A 15,722-nucleotide genomic window follows, 5' to 3' on the forward strand; every position below is an offset into this window, starting at 1 on the left:
TTGGTTACTGAATATGGTTCCGTATCAATATGGTTATATGAAAGTTAACGATTTTCAGGCGATTACGGCAAGTTTATCTGATTTTCAGGCATGGAATCGCTCAGGCGATTGCTGAGCACCAAACAGGAAATCGCACTACTGACGCCGGCCATCACGCAGATCAATACCCGGAACCATATTGTTCGTTCATCCGGTACCGGGGCGGGTCATTACCAGGTAAAACGATAACCGTACATTTACACCGCGATGAAAGGAAACACATTAAAAGGGATACTGCTGGTAGGCATTGGCGCAGCCAGTTACGGAATACTGGCCACCTTCGTGAAGATGGCGAACAACGAGGGTTTCACCACTGCGGAGGTCACCTTTGCACAGGCATTCCTGGGATTTGCGATACTTGCGGTGATGAACCTGGCTACCAAAAGCCGCCGCCTGCCGCAGGCGCGGGCGAATACCAAAGATAAACTGAAACTGATGCTGGCGGGCACCTCTATGGGGCTCACCAGCGTCTTTTATTACCTCTCCGTGCGGTACGTGTCCGTATCCATCTGTATTGTGTTGCTGATGCAGGCCGTATGGATGGGCGTGCTGCTGGAAAGCATACTGGAAAAAAAGCGGCCCTCCGCACAAAAGGTCATCGCCGTGGTGATCGTGCTCGCCGGCACGCTGCTGGCCACAGACCTGCTGCGTTCGCAGGTGGTGCTGGACTGGCGGGGCATCGGCTTCGGGCTGCTGGCCGCTGTGGCGTATTCCGTATCTATCTACGCCTCGCAACATATAGCCACGGAACGTTCCCCGCTGCAGCGCAGCCTGTTCCTGCTATGCGGCGCCGTGATCATAGTGACGCTGATATGGGGGCCTTCGCTGCTGCAACAATTTAATCCCGTGGTGCTGTGGAGATGGGGCATCATCCTGTCCGTATTCGGTACCGTATTGCCGCCGCTGATGTTCACCAAAGGTATGCCTATTACAGGTGTTGGATTGGGCAGCATTATCGCTTCGGTGGAAATACCCGTGTCCGTCCTGATGGCGCATTTCCTGCTGCATGAAACGGTGAATACCTGGCAATGGACCGGCATCGCGATGATACTGATGGCCATTGCGCTGATGAACCTGCGGTTCCGGGCGCAGCTGGAATAATGTATTGTGAAGAAATCAAAAAAGGCTGCCCTTTATTTGAGCAGCCTTTTCTATTTAAACAGTTCTTAAAAATCTTCGCGTCAGTATCTGGTACACGATCACCAGCCACATCACCAAACAGGGGAATGCCTTGAACGCATAGGGCACCACGATGTTTTTCTTCACCCAGGGCGTCACCAGGTCCGAATGCGAGAAGCTGCAACCGATGAGTACAAATATAAAGAACGCATTGTTCTGCCAGGTCTTGGGCTGCAATACATACCATACGCAAGGCCCGATAAACGCAATAATATAGGTAGGCGATTCCGAACTGCTGCTGAACAATACGGTGAACAGCAGTGCGGAAGCCAGGATATACAGCTGGTAGCTGGTATACTCGCGGTATTTCAGTCTTAAATATTGTGCGGCGAACAGCACCAGTGCGGGCACTATCACCCAGAGCACGCTCATGTAAGGCAGTCTGAACACACGCCTGATAAAGCCCATGGCGGAGATGTCCTGTAGGAGGATGCCTTTGTCGAACCGGGCGTTCTGGTCATTCTTCACCACCAGCGCTTCATACCATTCCCTGTAGCTCTGTACTATGTACGAAGGCGAAGAGAGGATCATGGGCAGGGCAAAGAGCACCACGCCCCAGATGACCATACTGTAGATCAGCCGCCATTTGTTGTTGGTGAAAAAGAAAAACGACAGGCCTACGATGCCGTACAGCTTGGTGTACGCGCCAAACATAATAAAAAACGCGGCCCAGAACTCCTTTCCTTTCCGGATCATTACAAAGCTGAACACCAGGCAGGCGGCAATGATAGGATTGAACTGGAAATAACCGCTGGCGGCCATCAGTTCGTGGCTGGCGAATATCAGCACGAGGTTCTGCTGGATGCGCGTAAGCGGCAGCTGGCGGATGGCCAGGAAAAGAACAGTAGCGTTGAACAGCACCCAGAGGATGGAGCCGATCATATCCGGCATGAGGGCGAACGGCGTAATGAGCACGCTGAACAGCGGACCGTAATTATTCACGTCGAAGTACTCGGGATAGGGGCCATACAAGGTTTTGCCCTGGGTAGCGTGCAGGAATACGTGTTTGAAGATCGTGTAGTTGTTGTAGTTGCCGCTGAAAAACTCCTTGCAGGCGGCAATCATGGACAACCCGAACCACAATAAGGGGGCCAGCCATTCTTTTTCGCCAAGCCAGGATAGTAGATTCTTCTGTTCTTTCAACATGATAATAATTGCTTATGCGGCGCAAAATAGCAATTATTCGGTCATGTAGTGCGCAAATGACCCTACGGGCACAAAGCATGGGTGAAAGGCCAGCCGGGCGGTGCGTTCGGCCGCGCGGAGGCCCGGTTAAGGATTTGTTGTTTTTTCAGGCGGGCCGGCAAGGCGGATCAGCACCGCCAAAACAAGCTGTCACTACTTTCACGGCCCGCCCGGACGATGTGTTTATTCCGCCAGCGTAAATGCAGGCAGGTAAATGATCTTCCCGCCCTGTTTAGCGGACTCATGCGCCAGGATGCCCACACAGGTGATATTGGCGGACTGCACCGCATCCGGGTACGGAGCCGTGCCCTCCTGCAACGCTTTCACGAACGCATGCACCAGGTGCGGATGCGAGCCGCCATGGCCACCGCCCTGTGCAAACGATAAGTGCTGGTGCTCATCCGCATCATATACGCCTTTGGTGGTAAAACGTCTTATTTCTTCCGGCAGCAGTTTCGCGAAATCAGGGCATTCCACTTCACCGGGTATCTCAGGCTCCGGCTTTTTGGCGGTATGCACCACCAGCGGTTTCCCTTCTATCAGCGGCCATTCCACGGACTTCAGCGAACCGTATACTTCAAAACTTTCCCGGTACTGCCGCGCCACGTCAAACAAAGAACGGTACACATGCGCGCTCAGGTCCGAGTTGCGCAGTTTGATCTGCGTGGTTTCCACCGCATACGGCGAGCCGTAAAAACCGTGCATGTCCTCCCGGATCGTGCCGGAGCCAAAACAGGACACGTACTCCGCCTCGCTGCGCAGCAGCCCCAATACCGGCCCCACGCAATGCGTGGCATAATACATTGGCGGAAGGCCCGGCCAGTAACCCGGCCAGCCGTCCATATCCTGCTGGTGACTGGCTTTCAGGAACTGTACTTTGCCCAGCTCTCCATTGTCATATAGTTCTTTCATGAACAGGAATTCCCGGCTGTACACAACCGTTTCCATCATCATATAGGTGAGCCCTTTTTCTTTGCAAAGGCGCACGATCTCTTCGCATTCTTCCACCGTGGTAGCCATGGGCACCGTGCAGGCCACGTGTTTGCCGGCCTTCAGCGCTTTGATGCTCTGGATGCCATGATCAGGGATGGGCGTATTGATATGCACCGCGTCGATCTCCGGGTCCAGCAGCATTTCGTCATAATCCGTGTAACGTTTCTGAATGCCGGCAGCATCCCCGATCTCATCCAGGCGGGAGCGGGTACGCTGGCAGATGGCCACGAGGTTTGCCCCGGGATGCTGCTGGTAGATAGGAATAAACTCCGCGCCAAACCCCAGCCCGGCAATAGCTACATTGATCCTCCGTTGTTCCATGTCTCGTTATTTTAGTAATGTTTTCAGGAATTGATAACCGTTCTCCGCGAAGCCATCCTGGCTGTCCGCAAGGTTTTTCCAGATGCAGACGGCCCCGGCCAGTTCTTTTATTTCCGGCGTAAAACTTTCTATAGACACCACCCCCTTATACCCTACCCGCTCCAGTCCCCGCCGGAGGCTATCCCAGGGCGTCTGCCCCGTGCCCGGTACACCACGGTAGTTTTCGGAAACCTGTACATGCAGCAGCCTGTCTCCCGCGGTCACGATGGCCTCTTCCATATTTTTTTCCTCTATCGACATATGAAACCCGTCCAGCAGGATGCCCGCCGCGGGGTGACCGATATCTGTCACGAGCCGTTTTACATCTTCGGCCGTGTTCACCAGGTCCGATTCAAACCGGTTCAATGGCTCCAGCGCCAGCGCCAGCCCGGCCGCTTCCGCTTCCAGGCATATCTTGCGCAGGTTGCGCACCGCGCGGTCCCATTCTGTTTTCCTTTGTTCGGGCGGCACCATGCGTGCTTTGCCTACGGCGGAATACATCGGCCCCGCTACAAATCCCGCGCCCCATGCATGGCAGAGGTCAAAACACTGGCGGATGTAATTAAAACAATGTTCATGCACAGCGGGGTCCTCATGTGTAAGATCGCGCGTGGGGCCAAATGCGCCGCATACTACAGGCTCCAACCCGTTGTCTTCCAGCGCCTGCCGCACCGTCCGCGCGTCGATCTGCTCCGGGTATTCCACGGGTATTTCCACGGCTTCGTATCCCATCGCCCTGATCTTCGGGAAGAGCGACACGGTAGCGGTGGTAAAAGGCGAGGTCCAGAGCCAGGTGCTCACGCCCAGGCGGATATTGTTCATCATATGGTCAGTCTTTCATATTAAAATGTGTATGTGTCTCCTGCTCCTTTATGGTTCCACTACTTTCATCACCCCGTTCATAATACGCCAATGGCCGGGGAAGGTGCATACGTAAGGATAATCGCCGGCTTTGGCGGGAGCGGTGAATTGCAGCGTTACGCTCTCCTGCGGGTTCACCAGCCGCGTGGAATGCAGCACCTCCGTCATGGACGGCACATATTGCATTTCGGCTCCGTTCGGGTCCGCGGCCAGTTTGTCCGCCGAGCGGCCCACCGTTTCCAGTGCGCCCTGCTGCGCGATCACCAGGTTGTGCTGCATAAAGTCCGGGTTTTCGAATACGATCTCTACCGGCGTGCCCGCTACTACTGTAAAACTTTTCAGGTCATACTTCATTTCGTTTTTGATCACTTTGATATGAATTACAGTAGCCGGGACGCCTGTAGACGAATTATTTCCAGCCACGGGCTCCTGTTTGTTCAGGTAAGTGCGTACAAACACCTCGCCCAGCGGCATATCTTTAAATAACTGGCGGCTTCCTCCCCTGGCGACTTTTTCAACGTCATATTTCCAGGGGCCTTTAAGTGCGATCTTCGTACCGCCCGTCTCCAGGAAAAGGTCTTCCGCCTTGCCGTAGATGCCCCCGCCGTTGCCGGTGTCTTCCACCTTCACGGCAATTACGTTCCTGCCCGCCTTCAGTACACCGGCGGGAATAGTGTAGCTCCTCGGCTTCGACCATGCTTTTTCCGTTTTGCCGATGGAGACGCCGTTCACAAATGTTTCATCGGAGTCATCCACGGGGCCGAGCGACAGTACTGCTTTTTTGCCGGCGGCGGCAGCGGGCACGTCTATCACGCGGCGGAACCAGATCACCCCGTCAATGTCCAGCCCGGCGTCTTCGATGAGCGTGGGAAGGGCCATTTCCTTCCATCCTGCGTCATCCAGTACGGCGGCCGAGCGGTTTGCCGCCACGGGCGGCTTGATGCTGAAATCGGGGCTCGCGGCGAGGAATGCGCTGATAAATCCTTTGCGGTGACGGCTGGCCGCTGCGTAAACGGCTTTGGAAAGCCATTCGTCCTGCTTTACGGCGTCTTCCAGGCTCATGTTGTATAGTTCACGGCCGATGGCTTCAGATGGCGCGGCCTCGGTGAGGGACACGATGGCGGCCAGCCGGGTGTTTGCATCCGCATCTTTGAGGATGCCTGAAGCGAGTATTTCCTGTTCACTGCGCGGGTATTTACCCAATATCTGGATGGCTGCTTTTCTTACAGCCGGGTCTTTGTGTTTTAATGCGCCCTGGATCGTATTGCGTGAACCGGCGGAAGCGCCCAGCCCGTCTATGGTCCAGAGGGCATGTAAAGCCGCTGCCGGCTCGTCGCCAGAGGCAAGTTTTTCCAGGTCCGGCACCACTGCGGTGTCCTTACGCTCTACCAGCAGGCGTTGCGCAGTGAGGCGCCAGAAGAGATTGTCGCTCTCCAGCGCTTTCAGCAGCCCTTCCGGTTTGTCCTTTGATAATTCAACCTTCGCCGGTTTTTTCCCTTTCCTGTATACCACGCGCCAGATGCGGCCGTGGGTCTTATCACGCAGCGGGTTTTCGTAAGCGTTGCCTTTACCGTTCACAGCCGCATAACCGCCGCGCTCGGGTGTGGGGGTTGGATTGTGCTGCACAATGAAATTGTACCAGTCCAGTATCCACACCGCGCCGTCAGGCCCGGCTTTGGCTTCCACGGGGGATACCCATTCGTCCGCACTGGCAAATAAATTCCAACCGTCTTTTTCTTTAAAGCCTGCCCCTTGTTTTTCGATCTTCGCGATATGCACCAGGTGACCAGTGGGCTCGCATACAAAAGCGGCCTGGCGGTATTGTTCAGGATAACTATCCGCCGTATAAAAGTAATGCCCCGCCGCGGCGGTAAAACCGCCGAACACGTCCACCTGGCGTACGTGCTGCGTGATGGGATGCATGGCGTAATGCCCGTCTATCTTCACACTGCCGGTGATGGCCGCGCCTTCCACGCCCTGCAATGCATTTTGCGGGATGCCCATGAACACGCTGTGTGTATTGTTTGCCGTGGAGCCAAACACATCGTTCTGCTCCGTGAATGCCATGCCCCAGGTGTTGTTGCTCGTGCCGGTCATAAACTCGAAATATTTTGCATCGGGCGAAAATCGGTAGAGCCCCTGGCCGAATTCCCGGAAAGAACCGCCCACCGTGCCTTTGAAACCGGAATAACCTACCGCGCCCCAGATGTGATTGTCCATGCCGTATTGCAGGTTGCTCGGGCCGGCGTGGGTGTCAAACGTCCCCCACCCGTCTATCAGTACTTTACGCTCGTCCGCTTTGCCATCGCCATTCGTATCTTTCAGGTAGAGGAAATGCGGCGCTTGTGAAACGATGACTCCTCCGTTGTAGAACACCAGGCTGGTCGGGATATTGAGGTTGTCCGCAAAGATGGTGAACTTGTCCGCTTTGCCGTCCCTGTCTGTATCCTCGCAGATCTTGATACGGTCATCGCCCACACCTTTATCGTCGCGCACAGAGTTCGGATAGTCCACTGTTTCGATCACCCACAGCCTTCCTTTTTCGTCCCAGGCCATGGAGATGGGATTGATGATGTCCGGTTCGGAAGCGAACAGTTCGAGGTCGAAACCCGGCGGTACCTGTATAAGTTTTGCGGAGGCTTCCGGTGATAACGGCAGCTGGTATTTTGGCGCGGGGTCGCGTTTTTCGTAGTTGGGTATGTTCGCTTCATCGCGGTAGGCCAGCTTGGGAAGGTCTTTGCGTTGTTTTTCCCAGTTGCTCCTTACTTTATCACCCACCGCCCAGAGGATGCCGTTTTCCACCAGTTTGTGAAACCCGGGATTGCTCCAGGTGCGTTCGTCGTGGCCGTAAGCGGTGTAAAACACCCGTCCACTGCCGTATTCCTTTACCCAGGTCCAGGGCTCGCGGTGAACACCCTCTACTCTTTCCATGAGCACGGTGCGGTCCTCGCTGAGGCGGGTATGCACATAGGTTTCATCCCAGGTAGGGAATTCTTCAAGGCCTTTGGTGACGGGGTGTTCCTTATTAATGATCGTGGCGGTGAAGGTGCCGGTATCGTGGTTTTGAAATTGCCCTCCCACCATATCTATATAAGCCGGGGAGTTGCGGAAACAATAGCTGGCGCAATGCAAAGGCACCAGGCCTTTGCCGGACTTCACATAGTCCACCAGCGCCTTTTCCTGTCCGGGTGTTATGCTATCATGATTTGCATAGATCATCAGCGCATCAAACTGTTCCAGGTTTTCTTTATTAAGCGATGCGGGATCGTCCGTATAAGTGAAATGAATCCCTTCCGTGGCCAGCGCGGAGGCCAGCATGGGCATATACTTTTCGGAATGATGGTGTTCGCTGGCGTGCCCGAGGAACAGCACTTCGATGGAGCCGCTGCGGGGCTTGCCGCAGGATGCCAGTACGATCAGCAAAAGAACAAAAACGTGGAAACGGATAGTCATGGGTCTTTAGATTCTATTCCCAATTTCCAAATAAATAAAAGCAAACCTTTCCTGAATATTATCGATTTTCGACTGTATTTTGTCATGCAATTACAGGAAACAGGGATGTTTATGACAAATAAAGGGTAATATGAGAGCCGCCTTACAGAAATCACGCATCTCGCCGGACAGGGCTTTTGAAGTAAAATTCCTCAAAGCCCCGCACTTCGATCCCAACTGGCATTTCCATTCGGAGTACCAGTTGTTCATCGTGTTGCGCGGCACGGGCACCCGTTTTATCGGGGATCACGTCACGCCGTTCACACAGGGCGACATGGTATTCACCGGGCCTAACCTGCCGCATCTCTGGCAAAGCGGGCACGAATATTTTGAAGGGAACAAAGACGTATGGACGGAAGGGATCGTGGTATATTTTCACGAAGACTTCCTGGGCCACGAGTTCCTGCAGAAAAAAGAAGCGTACCAGCTGCGGCAGCTGTTCGGCCGCTCGCAGCAAGGCGTCCGCTTCATTGGCGGCACACAGGAAAAGGCGGCGAAGCTGATGGAAGAGCTGCTGCAAACAAAAGACTTTGATGGCATCCTGGCGCTCCTCCGCTTATTAAATTTCCTGGCCGGCTCGCAGGAGTACAAGCTGCTGAGCAGCGCGGATTATACGAACCTGCTAAAAGCTTCGGATACAGAGCGGATGAATAAAGTGCATGCTTACGTAATGAAAAACTTCCGCGAAAAGATCACGCTGGATGAAGTAGCGGAGATCGCGAACATGACGCCTTCTTCGTTCAGCCGGTATTTTAAGACGCATGCGAACAAAACGTTTTCAGATTTCCTTTCGGAGATAAGAATAGGCCACAGCTGTAAACTGTTGCTGGAAAAGAAAATGGACATTGCGGAGATCTGTTACGAAAGCGGGTTCCAGACGTTGTCCAACTTCAACCGGCAGTTCAAAAGCGTGACCGCATACAGCCCGCTGGCTTACCGGAAGAAGTATGCGGATGCGGGGTATCATCCTTAAAATAGCGGAGCCGATAAGTTATAACCGCTCCATAACCGCGGCCATACCGCAGCCGGGTGAATGTTAATGCAGGTGGCAGTTCCGTCCGCCGGAACGTTAATGCAGGTGAACGCTGACAATCGCGGCGTGTGCCCGGAGCTGAATTGTAACATAATTGTAAAACTGAATATGTTCAATGAGCAATGAACAATATAATAAAGTAATTTCCTTCAGTTAAGTGTGATAAGCCCTCATGTTATTGATCCATATGCAGATTCTACGTTGATAACCTAACGTACGCCCGTCGAGCAGTCCTGAGCAGTATTTACAGCCCGCGCATTCTATCTATTACATGAAATAGCCCTGACCGTTTGTAATTAAATCTGATAAGCATTTTTCAACCAATTAAATCGAACCCACATGCGCAACTTTGCTGCCTGCCGTTCCCTGCGAACGCGCCACCCGATCTTTATTTCCTTGCGAACTTTTATCCTGGCTATTGCCCTTAGCCTTGCTGATGGATTTGAAACCGCATCAGCCCAGCAGCTTGAAATGAAAAGCAACACCGGTAACCCGAACATGCCCAACTGGGTTAAACTGATGTACGGAGATAATCCCGATCCGGAAAAAGTAACCGAAGAATTTGAGAAGTACTATGAAACCCATCCTTTTGAAAAAAACGAGTACACCCAGTATTACAAACGCTGGATCCGCGAGATCAGGCGAAACCCTTACAGTACGCCTCCCGGCAAAAAACTCAGCACTTATGACGTACAGCAGGCCCGGAATTATTTAGCCCGGTCCGACCAGGCGCGCAGCCTCCGCGCATTGAGCGGCGTAGCGGCATGGACAGGCATCGGCCCGGTCAACTTCGACAATGGCGCCGCCGGCACCAGCTACGCTTCAGGCGCGGCGCATGTGTACACCGTGGAACAATCGCTCAGCAATACCAATGTACTGTATGCGGGCACCGCCACGGCGGGGCTTTACAAGTCTACAGACAAAGGCATGAACTGGACGCCGCTCACGGACAATATGCTCGTGCAAAGCATCCTTTCCGTTGAAATAGACCAGGGCAATCACAACACCATGTATTTCGGCGGGAACAACAAACTTTACAAAACCACCGACGGCGGCACCACCTTCAACCAGGCCGGGGACGCCACGTTCAACAGCGTGAACCATTCGATCAACGACATCGTTTCGCGCCCGGGGTTTGCCAGCACCCTTTTTGTAGCATCCAGCCAGGGACTGTACCGCTCCTCCGATGCAGGCGCCACCTTCACACAGGTGATGACCGGCGCCTTCCAGGAAATAGAATTTAAACCCGGCAGCAACACCACCATTTACGCCATCCGGCAGACAGGCGTAAAAACGGAATTCTACAAAAGCACGGATGCCGGGACCAGCTTCACCCTCAAGACCACCGGCTGGCCCAATCCCACGGCAGCCGGAGAAGAACAGAAACGAACTGAAATATCCGTAACACCCGCCAATGCGAACATTGTTTATGCACTGGCTACAGGCGCCGCCAACGGCGGTAGCGGCCTTTACGGTATTTACAAAAGCACTGACTCAGGGGAATCCTGGTCGTTCGCCTGCTGCGGCACCGGCCCCGGAGGCCCGCCTTCCGCTACGAACAAAAACCTCATGGCCTGGGCGGATGATGGTACAGACGACGGCGGCCAGTATTACTACGACCTCGCGCTGGATGTGAACCACAGCGATGCAAACAAAATACAGCTGGGGGCCGTGAACCGCTGGCAAAGCACCGATGGCGGCGTCACCTGGACCTGCCCGGCCAAATGGAGCCATTCCAACAAAGTAGATTACGTACATGCAGACATACACGACATCCGCTTTTACGGCAGCGATCTCTGGATCGCCTGCGACGGCGGCATCTTTTATTCCGCTGATGGCGGCGCCACTTTCCAGATACGGATGAAAGGGATCATGGGAACAGACTTCTGGGGCTTTGGCGCAGGCAACTGGGAAGGCAACCGCGTAATGCTCGGCGGCACCTATCACAACGGCACCCTGCTGAAGGACAACAACACCTATACAGACGGATGGATCAGCACCGGCGGCGGAGACAACTACCTGGGCGCGGTATCTTATGCCAACGACCGCATCGTGGTATTTGACTACGGCCGCAAACAACTGACCGGCAACCGCACGCTGGCGCCCATCAACCTTACGAACGGAAAACTTCCCAACCGCTCCTACACCATCGGCCAGAGCAGCGATATTATCTGGGATGCGCAGAACTACAACATTGTATATCTCGGCGAAGGCAACCAGTTGTGGAAGTCCATAGACGGCGGCGCAAATTACACCTCCCTTTACGACTTCACCGAAAAAGTGGGGAACATCGCCGTGGGTTATAAGAACCCCGCCATCATGTACGCCACCACGCTCGGCACCGTCAAAAAAGTATACCGCTCAGCGGACGGCGGCGCCAGCTGGACGCTGGTGACGCCCACCGGCCTTTCCAGCACCGGCGTGGCTTTTGACGTAGCGGTAAGCTCCGCCAATCCGGACCACGTATGGCTCGCCCGAGTGAACTCCACGGTAGACGGGCAGAAAGTCTACAAAAGCACGGACGGCGGCACTACCTGGACGAACCTGAGCACCACCATCCTGAATGGCGAACAGGTGACCAATATCGTGTACCAGCGCGGTACCAACGGCGGCGTGTACATCGGCACCAAACGCGCCGTGTATTACAGGAACAACAGCATGGCGGATTGGGTGCTGTACAACACCGGTCTGCCCGCGCTGAGTTTCTCCACACGCCTGCACATCGACTACAAAGACGCCAAAATACTCAATGCCACCAGCCGCAGCGTGTACATGAGCGACCTGTATGAAGCCACACCGCCCGAAGCCATGATAGCCGTGGATGGCACCACCAAAACAGTGGGCGACACCGCGCGTTTTTACAACAACTCCGCTCATCAGGTCACGAGCGTGTCCTATTCCTGGAGCTTCCCCGGCGGCACGCCGTCCACCAGTACGCAACGAAACCCCAAAGTAGTGTACGGCGCGCCCGGCGTCTACTCCGTATCCATGACCGTCACGGACGACCAGGGGAACAACAGCGTGACGAATACCAACTTCATCACCGTCACCGGCGGCCTGAACCTCATCAACGACGCCATTTACGAACTGAAACCCGCGCATGCGCTCACCCGCAACCTGCAGGTGTACCAGGGCGGCACTACAGACGGCACTAACGTGAACATCTATACGGACAACAACAGTTCTCACCACCGCTGGAAACTGGTGAACCTGGGCGGCGGGTATTACAAACTCCAGCCGCAGCATACCACCGGCAAAGCCCTGGATGTGAACGGCGGTTTTACGGCCAACGGCACCAATGTGCATATGTGGACGGACAACAGCGGCAATGCGCAGAAGTGGAAGATCGTGGACGTTGGCGGCGGATATTTTAAACTACAGGTATACAACGACCTCAGCAAAGTACTGGACGTACAGAACGCCGCGGACAGCAACAACACGAATGTGCAGATCTACACAGACAACGCGAGCAACGCCCAGAAATGGCGCTTCGACCTTATCTCCGCCCCTTCCTGCTCCAGCGGCGGCGCGGTACCCGCGAAGAGCAGCTGGACGGTGAAATATTTTGATTCCGAAGAGCCCACCGGCGAAGGCACGAACAACGGCCGCGCCATCCATGCCATAGACGGCAACACCGCCACTTACTGGCATACCGCCTGGAGCACCGGCTCGCCCGCACACCCGCACGAGATACAGATCGATCTCGGGGCCTGTACCTCCATTGGCCGCATCGGTTACCTGCCACGGCAGGACGCGGGCACGAACGGCACCATCGCCCAGTATGAGATCTACACCAGCAGCGACGGCGTGAACTGGGGCACAGCGGCCGCCACCGGTACCTGGAGCACCAGCGGCAAAACGGAGCGCATCGTGACCTTCACGGCCCGCAATGCCCGTTATGTACGCCTCCGCAGCCTGAGCAGCATCGGAAGCGGCGCGTGGGCCAGCGCGGCTGAGATCAATGTATACGAACCGCTGCCCATGACCGTAAAAGCAGCGCCGGAAGAAACCGTCGTGAGCAGCACCGTAGTATATCCGAACCCCGCACAGCAGTTCCTGAACATCCAGCTGCCCGGCACGGCCAAGCTGCCGCTCCGCTACTGGATCCACAACATGGACGGCAGGCTGCGCCAGTTTGGTATGATACCGAACAGCATCCACCAGCTGAATATCGCCCCGCTCGCCAATGGCATCTACATCCTGACCATCGAAGGGATGGAGGGAAGGCAGACCATAAGGTTTGTAGTGCAGCGATAAAGCGCTGAATGTATTGCGCCACGGAGATAAACGGTGCCGGTAAGGCACGATGACAATTACCCAACAAGGGGCCGCTTCCAGGAAGAAGGCGGCGGCCTCTTGTTTTTAAACCTTGTTATGATGACCCGATATATACTTCCTGTATTGTTGTTCGCCTCCGCTCCGGCGCTCGGCCAGCAGCAGAAAACAGACAGCATACACCCGCTGGCGGAGGTGATCGTCACCGCCAATAAATTCGAGGAAAAGAGCCGGTATGTGGCGCAGAAAGTGGACGTAATATCCACGCATACGATCGGCAATTCCCTGTCCAATAACACCGGCGGACTGCTGGAACAGACCGGCAAAGTGTTTGTACAGCGCAGCCAGATGGGCGGCGGAAGCCCCGTATTGAGAGGATTTGAAGCCAGCCGTATACTGCTGGTTGTGGATGGCGTAAGGATGAATAACGCCATTTACCGGACAGGCCACCTGCAAAACGTGATCACGATAGACGATGACATCACGGAAAAGGTAGAGATCATTTACGGCCCCGCGAGCACCATTTACGGCTCCGATGCCCTCGGCGGGGTCATTCACTTCCAGACTAAAAAGCCGGCCTTAAATGCCCTTAAAACCACCCTTTCCACCCGTTTCAGCAGCGGCAACAATGAGATCACCGGCCATGCCGACATAAATATCGGCGGCAAACGGTTCGCATCGCTCACGTCGTTCAGCTACAGCAGTTTTGGCGACCAGCGCCAGGGCGCCCGGCGGAATAAGGACGACGGCGACTGGGGCCTGCGGAACGAATATATCACCACGATCGGCGGCCGGGATTCCATTGTAAAAAATAACAACCCGAATGTTCAGCGTTACAGCAGTTACAAACAGTACGACCTGTTGCAGAAGTTCCTCTGGCAACCGCGTGAAGGCAGCAGCCATACGCTGAACCTGCAATATTCCACCAGCTCGGACATTCCCCGTTACGACCGCCTGACGGACACCCGCAATGGCGCGCTCCGGTGGGCGGAATGGTATTACGGGCCGCAGGAAAGACTGATGGCCAGCTACCAGTTCAGGAGCACACGGCTGAACGGCTTTTTTGACCAGCTGCTGATCGGCGCCAGCTACCAGGCCATTGAGGAAAGCCGTATGCAACGCGCCTACCGCAACCCGGAGCTGGAATCGCGGGTGGAGAATATCAGCGTAGCGGCATTTAACGCGGACCTCCGGAAAAGCAAGGGCAGGAACGAACTGAACATAGGTATAGACGGGCAGTTCAATTTCCTCACCTCCACCGCCTTTTTCACCCACACCGGCACCCGGGCGGAAACAGGCGGCCTGGACACCCGTTACCCGGACGGCGACAACACCATGCATTATACCGGCGCTTACGTGCAGCACCTTTACAAGATCATCCCCGGTAAGCTGATCCTGAACGACGGTGCGCGCATCAACTACGTGACGCTGAACAGCCGGTTCGTGGACACTTCCCTCCTGCACCTGCCCTTCACCGGCGCTTCGCAGCGGAACGTTACCTACAGCGCAAACGCAGGCATCATTTACCTGCCCGACGTCAAAAGCAAACTGTCGCTGGACTTCTCCACCGGCTTCCGCGCACCGAACATAGACGACATCGCGAAAGTATTCGAATCAGCCGGCGGCACACAGCTGGTAGTACCTAACCCCGGTCTTAAACCCGAGCAGACCTTCAACTTCGATCTCGGGCTGAGCCGCCTTTTCGGCAACATGCTGTACGCTGAAGTGAACGGCTTTTACAGCATCTTCCGCGATGCGATCGTGATGGACAAATTCACGTTTAACGGGAAAACCGAAATGCTGTACAATGAGGAACTGACGCCCATAGTAGCCAGCCAGAACAAAGCGAAGGCCCGCATCATGGGTTTCCAGGCGGCGGTGTCCCTGCAGCCGGTACAGGCCCTGCGCGTATACAGTCATATCACGTATACCTACGGCCGCTATACCGGCGCGGACGGTAAGGAAGTGCCCATGGACCATATTCCTCCCGTATTTGGCAAAACAGGCGTGATCTACCGCTGGAAATGGCTGGAAAGCGAGGCATACGCCCTTTATAACGGCTGGAAAAAAGAAAAGGACTATAACCCCGGCGGAGAAGACAACCTGCAATACGCCACGCCCCAGGGCATGCCATCGTGGTGCACCCTGAACCTGGCCGCCACCTTTACGCTGAACACCCGGCTGAAAGCGCAGGCCGGGCTGGAAAATGTGCTGGATGAACATTACCGGGTTTTTGCCTCCGGCATCGGTAGCCCCGGGCGGAATCTTGTTCTGAAACTCCGCGTTTCCTTCTGAGGAAGAAGAT

Annotated in this window: 9 protein-coding genes; 5 read left to right on the plus strand and 4 right to left on the minus strand. The window is 55.0% G+C overall.

Features of this window, described 5'->3' with window-relative positions:
• The first annotated feature begins 90 nt into the window (after nt 1-90).
• On the plus strand, nt 91-228 hold the full coding sequence (locus tag EG028_RS27655) for a hypothetical protein (protein ID WP_162946249.1): 138 nt from the start codon (nt 91-93) through the stop codon (nt 226-228).
• 18 nt (nt 229-246) lie between these two features.
• Complete coding sequence (locus tag EG028_RS07360) at nt 247-1,140, plus strand: EamA family transporter (protein ID WP_120514961.1); 894 nt, start codon at nt 247-249, stop codon at nt 1,138-1,140.
• 54 nt (nt 1,141-1,194) lie between these two features.
• On the opposite strand, the gene EG028_RS07365 is transcribed toward EG028_RS07360, so the two are convergent.
• The 4 genes from EG028_RS07365 to EG028_RS07380 all read right to left on the minus strand — a co-directional run bounded on the left by EG028_RS07365 (nt 1,195) and on the right by EG028_RS07380 (nt 8,070).
• A complete protein-coding gene (locus EG028_RS07365) occupies nt 1,195-2,364 on the minus strand; it encodes a glycosyltransferase family 87 protein (protein WP_120514962.1) in 1,170 nt (389 codons plus the stop codon).
• Between the two features lie 222 nt (nt 2,365-2,586).
• Complete coding sequence (locus EG028_RS07370) at nt 2,587-3,717, minus strand: Gfo/Idh/MocA family protein (RefSeq protein ID WP_120514963.1); 1,131 nt, start codon at nt 3,715-3,717, stop codon at nt 2,587-2,589.
• A gap of 6 nt (nt 3,718-3,723) precedes the next feature.
• Entirely contained in the window at nt 3,724-4,581 is an 858-nt protein-coding gene (locus EG028_RS07375; RefSeq protein WP_120514964.1) for a sugar phosphate isomerase/epimerase family protein, read from the minus strand.
• Nucleotides 4,582-4,626: 45 nt separating this feature from the next.
• Entirely contained in the window at nt 4,627-8,070 is a 3,444-nt protein-coding gene (locus EG028_RS07380) for a PVC-type heme-binding CxxCH protein (protein WP_120514965.1), read from the minus strand.
• A gap of 130 nt (nt 8,071-8,200) precedes the next feature.
• On the opposite strand from EG028_RS07380, the gene EG028_RS07385 reads away from it, so the two are divergent.
• The 3 genes from EG028_RS07385 (at nt 8,201) to EG028_RS07395 (ending at nt 15,712) form a co-directional block, all read left to right on the plus strand.
• Nucleotides 8,201-9,082 (plus strand): AraC family transcriptional regulator, encoded by an 882-nt coding sequence (locus EG028_RS07385; RefSeq protein WP_120514966.1) that lies wholly within the window; start codon nt 8,201-8,203, stop codon nt 9,080-9,082.
• 399 nt (nt 9,083-9,481) lie between these two features.
• Nucleotides 9,482-13,399: an RICIN domain-containing protein gene (locus EG028_RS07390; protein ID WP_120514967.1), complete on the plus strand. Its 3,918-nt coding sequence runs from the start codon at nt 9,482-9,484 to the stop codon at nt 13,397-13,399.
• Nucleotides 13,400-13,516: 117 nt separating this feature from the next.
• Nucleotides 13,517-15,712 carry a TonB-dependent receptor gene (locus EG028_RS07395; protein WP_123864592.1) on the plus strand — a complete coding sequence of 732 codons (2,196 nt, stop codon included), beginning with the start codon at nt 13,517-13,519 and terminating at the stop codon, nt 15,710-15,712.
• Nucleotides 15,713-15,722: the final 10 nt, after the last annotated feature.

It is taken from the genome of Chitinophaga barathri, from assembly GCF_003807585.1.
Lineage (GTDB): Bacteria > Bacteroidota > Bacteroidia > Chitinophagales > Chitinophagaceae > Chitinophaga > Chitinophaga barathri.

Coding starts and splice junctions, on each gene's coding strand:
- EG028_RS27655 (WP_162946249.1), top strand. CDS start 91: ATGGAATCGCTCAGGCGATTGCTGAGCACCAAACAGGAAATCGCACTA.
- EG028_RS07360 (WP_120514961.1), top strand. CDS start 247: ATGAAAGGAAACACATTAAAAGGGATACTGCTGGTAGGCATTGGCGCA.
- EG028_RS07365 (WP_120514962.1), bottom strand. CDS start 2,364: ATGTTGAAAGAACAGAAGAATCTACTATCCTGGCTTGGCGAAAAAGAA.
- EG028_RS07370 (WP_120514963.1), bottom strand. CDS start 3,717: ATGGAACAACGGAGGATCAATGTAGCTATTGCCGGGCTGGGGTTTGGC.
- EG028_RS07375 (WP_120514964.1), bottom strand. CDS start 4,581: ATGATGAACAATATCCGCCTGGGCGTGAGCACCTGGCTCTGGACCTCG.
- EG028_RS07380 (WP_120514965.1), bottom strand. CDS start 8,070: ATGACTATCCGTTTCCACGTTTTTGTTCTTTTGCTGATCGTACTGGCA.
- EG028_RS07385 (WP_120514966.1), top strand. CDS start 8,201: ATGAGAGCCGCCTTACAGAAATCACGCATCTCGCCGGACAGGGCTTTT.
- EG028_RS07390 (WP_120514967.1), top strand. CDS start 9,482: ATGCGCAACTTTGCTGCCTGCCGTTCCCTGCGAACGCGCCACCCGATC.
- EG028_RS07395 (WP_123864592.1), top strand. CDS start 13,517: ATGATGACCCGATATATACTTCCTGTATTGTTGTTCGCCTCCGCTCCG.